This window comes from Fischerella sp. PCC 9605 (assembly GCF_000517105.1).
In the GTDB taxonomy this organism is placed as follows: Bacteria; Cyanobacteriota; Cyanobacteriia; order Cyanobacteriales; family Nostocaceae; genus PCC9605.
On sequence record NZ_KI912152.1, the window covers coordinates 161,840 to 168,835 of the forward strand.

The following is a 6,996-nucleotide window of genomic DNA, read 5'->3' on the forward strand; positions in this document are numbered from 1 at the left end:
CCAATGACTAATTATGTTTATAGAAGACGAAGAACTCCGGAATCTATATAAAATTTCCGGCGAAGAAAATTTGCAAAAACTAACAGATGGTTTGCTGCACCTACAAAAGCATCCTGATGATGAGGCTACCTTAGAAGAATTGCTGAGAGTAAGCCACATCCTCAAAGGTGACTCCAGAATTGTTGGAGTAGAAGATGTGGTAACTCTCACTACTCAAATCGAAAAGATTCTCTTGAGCCTAAAACGCCAAAATACCATTTTTACTTCACATGTGAGCGATTGCCTCTATCAAGGATTAGATGCGATTGGTTTTTTGGTATACGAAGCCGTTACTGGTGAACTAGTTGGAGTAGATATAGCCGAGATACTTGATCGGTTGACGGCGGCAGTTTTGGAGTCAAAACCACAAGAATTGGAAGTGGTTCCACAAGCGCAACCAGATATTTCCTCGCAAGAATCCGTTGCTCGGGATAATCAATATACTACAATCACCAATCAGTATAAAGATGTTTCAGGACACGTCTGTGCAACAATCAACAGCAATTCTTCCGTACTGACATCTTCCTTTATAGAAGACGCAGATATAGAAGATGCAGAACTTCGAGTTATTTACCAAACTGCTAGCGAAGAACATTTGCAGAATCTAGCAGCTGGTTTGCTGCACCTACAAAACCAGCCTGAAGACGAAGCCACATTGGAACAGTTGCTGCGAGAAGCCCATAGCCTTAAAGGCGACTCCCGCAATATAGGGGTAGAAAATGTAGTCACCCTCACCCATCAACTCGAAGAGATTCTCTTGAGCATTAAACGTCAAGAAATCATCTTAACCCCACAGTTATGCGATCGCCTCTATCAAGCACTAGATACGATCGCTCTTCTGGTACAAGAAGCTGTTATCGGTCAACCCAGTGAGGTGGATGCATCCCTTGTTGTTAACAACTTGATGGCAGCAATTTCTGCATCAACAATTCAAGAATCGTTACCAGTTTCTCCTAAAGTTCCATCACTCCCTGCCAAAATTCCTATTAAAGCAGCAACTGATGATTTGCTCTCTCCATCTTTAGGTGTTAGTCAACCCTACCAAATCGATACTATTCGTGTTCAAACTCGTTATCTCGACGCCTTAATGACACAGGTTGAGGAACTAACTGTCACCAAAATCGCCATAGCTCATGCTGCTACTGAAATTGAGGAAATGGCAAGCTTGTGGGAAGAGTGGAAAGCTGTTGATAGCCAAGAACAATACCTTGATTCTTCATCTTTGGACACCAATTCCTACGCAGAGCGCTTAGAAAAAACTATCAACTCCCTGAGAACTTCGATTCAGGAACACAGCACGAAACTAGACATTATTAATGGGGAATTAAAAGAAAAAATTCGCACCGTACGGCTTCTACCTCTATCCACTGTGTTTAAATTGCTTCGCCGTACGGTGCAGGATTTAGCTAGGCAACAATCAAAAGAAGTCGAATTAATCATTGCTGGAGAAGAAATAACCGCTGACAAACGCATTCTCGAAGAAATCAAAGACCCCCTGATGCATATGGTTCGCAATGCCATAGATCATGGTATCGAGACTCCCAGCGAGCGAGAAAAACTTGGCAAACCTCCCGTCGCCACTATTTGGCTTAGGGCCTATCAAACCGCCACCAATATTACGATCGAAGTGACAGATGATGGGCGAGGGCTAGACATTGAGAAGATAAAACAAACCGCCGTCAAACGTGAACTGTACAGTCCAGAGGAACTGACAAGCATGACTCCAAGCCAGATTCATGACCTAATTTTGGCTCCTGGCTTTTCGACCCAAACTTTTATTACAGAAATTTCTGGCAGAGGTATCGGGTTAGATGTAGTACGCACCAGCGTCGAACGGCTCAAAGGCAATATCCAGATAGAATCAACTCCTGGTCAAGGATGTACCTTCCGCATCGACCTAAGTACAACCTTGGCGATCGCCAATGTACTGCTGTTTGAAGTACAAGGTATTGTCCATGCTCTACCAATTGAGTTTGTGCAGAAGACTTTACTTATCTCCCCAGAGCAAATTATTACCAATGAAGACCGTACAACCATTAACTTGGATGGTCAAGCTGTTTTAGTTGCGAATCTGGCTGATTTGCTGGAATTATCAAACTCTCCTGGTTATGACCGTATCGCAAAATTTGAGCAACTCCCTAGCAGCCTGCAACCTTGTATCTTGCTCAAGGTGGGAGAAGAACAATTTGGATTTTTTGTCGATCGTCTCTTGAACACTCAAGAAGTGGTTATTAAACCTCACAGTCAGTTATTGAAGCGGGTGCATAATATCACTGGAGTAACCATTCTCGGTTCTGGGGAAGTTTGCATAATTCTTAACCCCTCATATTTGCTCAAATCTTTGCAGCAGCAAACCATGCCCACAGTTTCTGTTAAACCAAGGAAAACAGTTAAAAGGAAGCCGCTCATACTCCTAGTAGAAGATTCCACTCCCGTTCGCACACAAGAAAAACGCCTCTTGGAGAAAGCGGGATATGAAGTGGTAGTAGCTGTGGATGGACTAGATGGCTATAACAAACTAAAAACCCATGATTTTAATGCGATCGTATCTGACGTGGAAATGCCCAATCTTGATGGCTTTTCACTCACAGCCAAAATTCGTCAACATCCAGAATATCAAGCATTGCCGATAATTCTAGTCACAACGCTTGTTGATAATGAAAATAAAAGAAGGGGATCTGATGCAGGGGCTAATGCATATATTATGAAAAGCAATTTCAATCAAGATGTTCTTTTAGAAATATTGGAAAGACTTGTTTAATAGTGTTGATTGTTAACTGTTTGTTCTACCTTGTACTTTCAGGGCGTAGCCCTTCTCGTAGAGTAGCCGAATAAGGCACGCCTACATCTATTTTTTCAATCAACCAACAACTACCAACTAAAAACTAACGATTAAAAACCAATAATTAATGACTATTCGAGTTTTGTTAGTTGAAGATTCACAGCTTGCTCTAATATTCTTGAAAAGAATTTTAGACTCATCACCGCAAATTGAAGTCGTAGGAGAAGCTCGCACCGGCTTAGAAGCTTTGACACTGATTCCCAAAGTTGAACCAGATGTCATTTGTACAGATCTCCATATGCCCCAGATGAATGGTCTGGAGTTTACATCTAAAGTTATGGCCCTCTATCCTCGACCGATTTTGGTAATTAGTGTTTCCGTACAAATAGAGGATACCAAAAATATTTTTCAGCTTTTAGAAGCAGGGGCAGTAGATATTTTTCCTAAGCCAAATACAGGACTAGCAGCAGATGATGAGGTATTCAAGCAGGAGTTAGTTAAGAAGATTAAAATCCTATCAGGAGTAAAGGTTTTTAGAAAAAGACCGAAACTTTCCATACAAGCACAGAATTTACAGGCAAGAGATCTTTCTACTTTCTCTTCTAAGAAGTCCTACCCCAAGCCAAAAATAGTAGTCATTGGTGCATCTACAGGTGGTCCACAAGCCCTCAAAGAATTATTAACTCAATTACCATCGGATTTTCCTATACCAGTGATTTGCGTGCAACACATTTGTTTTGGTTTTTTACAAGGATTAATAGATTGGTTAGCCGTCAGTTGTCAGTTACCCATTCAAATTGCTCAAGCTGGGGATATGCCAAGACCAGGGAAGATTTATTTTCCACCAGAACAACTACATTTAGAACTTGATGCAAGGGGTCGATTTATTTGCTCTGACTTACCACCAGTAGCAGGACATCGCCCTTCTGTAACAGTCGCATTTGAATCCGCAGCCAAGTTCTATGGCAAAGCATGTGTAGGAATCTTGCTGAGTGGTATGGGTATAGATGGGGCGGAGGGAATGCAGGTGATCGCTCAAGCTGGCGGTTTTACTATCGCTCAAGATGAAGCTACTTCCGTAGTGTTTGGAATGCCTAAAGCAGCAATTGAGCTAGGAGTCGCGCAACAGGTTTTACCAATTAATGCGATTGCCCGTGTCATAGTCGAGAGGACGCGCAGCGGTGAGCCAGCGCGTAGAACAGGGGGTTCCCTCCAAAGCCCCCGAGCCCCCTCCCATGAGCGATTGGACTAGACGCCCGCTTTCAAAGGCTTCTGGTCGAGAACCGAAGGGCTGAACGTAAGGGTAGGGCGTCTACGTGATTACCAATGCTGCTAACTCTGTAGCAGAAACAGTTCCCTTGATGTGTGGAGAGAAGAACCAGGAATCAAAGTGTCACAAACAGAACCTTTAAGTGTAGGACTAACAGAAGCGTTTATTCAGTTAATAGCCAATCATACTGGACTCAATATTAGAGAGCGAGATCAAGCAAATTTAAGCGAAAAAATATTTACTAGAATGAACGAACTCAAAATATTGTTTCCAGAACTCTATTATCAACTATTAGCGTCTTCTACTATATATAGCCATCTGGAATGGCGAAAACTTGTTCTATTGCTCACTAATATTGAAAGTTACTTTTTCAGAGATAAAGAACAGTTTAATCTATTACGAAATTGTATTATTCCTGAAATAATTCAATGCAAACAAAATTATAAAACTATCCGTATTTGCAGTGCAGGATGCTCAACAGGGGAAGAACCTTATTCTCTCGCTATTCTTCTGAAGGAACTCATTCCCGATTTAGATAGATGGAATTTGATGATTTTAGGTGTAGACATCAATCAAGAAGCGCTGAAAAAAGCTAAACGAGGGATTTATACAGCTTGGTCTTTGAGGAGCATCGAACCGCAAATAATGCAGCAATATTTTCGATTGATTAACAATCAATACTATCTTGATAAGCAGATTCAGCAAATGGTAAAATTTAAATATACAAACTTAGTCAAAGATTCATTTACTCAACCTTACTCTGAATTTAGAGATATTGACTTAATTATTTGCCGTAATGTTTTCATTTACTTTGAAGCCTCAGCAATTGCAAAAGTATTAGATAAATTTCACGATGCTCTCCAACCTTTCGGGTATTTAATCACAGGTCACGCGGAACTTATCGAGCAGAATTTAAGCAAGTTTCATACGAAAGTATTTCCAGAATCACTTGTCTATATTAAAAAATAATTAATAATATTATAATATGAAAGAACATTTTTACCTCACCTTTAGCTTAAATAACTACCTCTGCGGCATTAGCACAGTTTACGTTGAAGAGATTGCTGCGCTGCCAGAGTTGACACTAATTCCAGAAGCCCCTCGGGAAATCGTTGGTGTTTTTAATCTCCGGGGAGATATAGTGCCAGTGATGGATTTAAATATTCTCTTTGGCTATCAATCACCAGATTATCACTTAACAAATAGTATAGTAGTTTTAAGGTCGGAAGGATTACGACTAGGCATCATTGTTAATCAAGTTCATAAAGTGAAAGATATATCCTTAGAGGAAATTACCACCGAACTTGATTGCAAACAAGAATTGCTGATAGTTGAACAAATAAAAAAAATTATTACTGGTGTTGCTAGAATTGGAAGAGATATTTTCATCTTAAGCAATCCAGAAAATTGGCTAAGCTATGCAGAAAAACAACAAGTGTTGTCTTTGAAAAACTTCCTTTTAGAACAGAAAACTTTTTTGAGTCATAATATATATGAATCTCAACCCAATGACTCAGAATTGTTATTGTTCCAAGAGCATGATAGTCACTATAACAGAGAACTTAGGAACGCCCACACAGTGGGGTTGAGAGGAAATCCTTGCAACACGCTGCCTCTTGTATTTTGCCCTAATGCAACTTTAGAAGAAAGAACAATTTTTAGACAACGAGCAGTTAATCTTAGTCTCCCACTAGAAAGTCAGGATTTCAATAAATTTACAACTCTAGCAGTAATTGCTTTAAATGGTTATCTTTTTGGCATTAATTTAGAAATGGTGCGGGAGTTTACTGTTATACGCCAAGTAACTCCCATTCCTTGTTGTTCAGCCCATATCATCGGTAATATGAATCTGCGAGGTGAAGTACTCACCTTAGTTGATATTCGTGGGTTGTTAAATTTGCCGCCGAAGGGTATACTTGATGGATCTAAGGCAATGGTTGTAGAGGTTGAGGGTATAGTTGCTGGTGTAATCGTGGAAGAAGTTTGCGATGTGATGTTTTCCCTCAACTTACAAAACATAACGGCAGTACCGACTGCTATCCATTCAATCAGTGATGAGTACTTTCAAGGAGCAGCTTCCTATCATGAAAAAATAATCAGCATTCTGGATATACCAAAAATTTGGCGTTGCCTGATAGAGGGGTAGTATCAAGGGTTCTGTTGCAAAAAATGTTTGGAGTGATAACTGCTGGGAAGCAAGATTGATTTATGCAGCAACTCCAAAAATTTGAGACAAGAATTCTACTTGACCTAAAATGTCTCCTTTTGCCACTCCTTGGAGCTGTCCTTTTCTAATTGTGTTCATCATTTCATAACCAATAATTGTCCTTCTAGCGGTGTGAAATGATTTGAAGCCAAGACCAGGATTGACTAACTTCTTGATAAACCTATGGTCTTGCTCCACAAGATTATTTAGATATTTGTTTTGGCGTAACTCACAAGCTTGAGTCAATGTTGATTCGGCTTTCAACTCTTCAATGGATGTTGGATAAGCCGCGTTTTTGTCCACATTAATTACACGAGGAAGTTGATTGCAAGTTATCTTTAAAGCTTTGCAGAAGAAACGTTTAGCTGCTCGTTTATCTCTTTTGGCACTCAGCATAAAGTCAATAGTATTGCCAGCAGAATCAACAACTCGGTACAAATATTTCCACTTACCTTTCACCTTGATATAGGTTTCATCCACGCGCCAGGAATTATTTGTCGGCTTGAGATGTGAACGACACCGTTTTTCTAGTTCTGGGGCATAGTGCTGCACCCATCTATATATAGTCGTATGGTCAACGCTTAGCCCCCTCTCGGTCATCATCTCCTCCAAGTTGCGGTACGACAATGGATACCGAAGATACCACCCCACGCACAGCAGGATGATTTCGGCTTGATAGTGCCGCCACTTAAACGGATG

At 40.5% G+C, this 6,996-nt stretch carries 5 protein-coding genes; 4 read left to right on the top strand and 1 reads right to left on the bottom strand.

Translation table 11 applies throughout. The features are described 5' to 3' along the window. The first annotated feature begins 13 nt into the window (after positions 1-13). From FIS9605_RS0130810 to FIS9605_RS0130825, 4 genes are all read left to right on the top strand, one after another. Complete coding sequence (locus FIS9605_RS0130810; protein ID WP_026735989.1) at positions 14-2,800, top strand: hybrid sensor histidine kinase/response regulator; 2,787 nt, start codon at positions 14-16, stop codon at positions 2,798-2,800. A 148-nt stretch (positions 2,801-2,948) separates the two neighbouring features. Further along, entirely contained in the window at positions 2,949-4,073 is a 1,125-nt protein-coding gene (cheB, locus tag FIS9605_RS38825; protein ID WP_082209905.1) for a chemotaxis-specific protein-glutamate methyltransferase CheB, read from the top strand. 138 nt (positions 4,074-4,211) lie between these two features. After that, positions 4,212-5,060: a CheR family methyltransferase gene (locus FIS9605_RS0130820; protein WP_026735990.1), complete on the top strand. Its 849-nt coding sequence runs from the start codon at positions 4,212-4,214 to the stop codon at positions 5,058-5,060. Positions 5,061-5,076: 16 nt separating this feature from the next. After that, on the top strand, positions 5,077-6,237 hold the full coding sequence (locus FIS9605_RS0130825) for a chemotaxis protein CheW (RefSeq protein WP_026735991.1): 1,161 nt from the start codon (positions 5,077-5,079) through the stop codon (positions 6,235-6,237). Between the two features lie 60 nt (positions 6,238-6,297). Here FIS9605_RS0130825 and FIS9605_RS0130830 read toward each other — a convergent pair. Then, on the bottom strand, positions 6,298-6,996 hold a 699-nt coding region (locus FIS9605_RS0130830; RefSeq protein WP_026735992.1), incomplete at its 5' end, for an IS6 family transposase.

Bases quoted from the DNA above. Each gene is read 5' to 3' on its own strand.
- FIS9605_RS0130810 (WP_026735989.1), top strand. From the start codon at position 14: ATGTTTATAGAAGACGAAGAACTCCGGAATCTATATAAAATTTCCGGC.
- cheB (WP_082209905.1), top strand. From the start codon at position 2,949: ATGACTATTCGAGTTTTGTTAGTTGAAGATTCACAGCTTGCTCTAATA.
- FIS9605_RS0130825 (WP_026735991.1), top strand. From the start codon at position 5,077: ATGAAAGAACATTTTTACCTCACCTTTAGCTTAAATAACTACCTCTGC.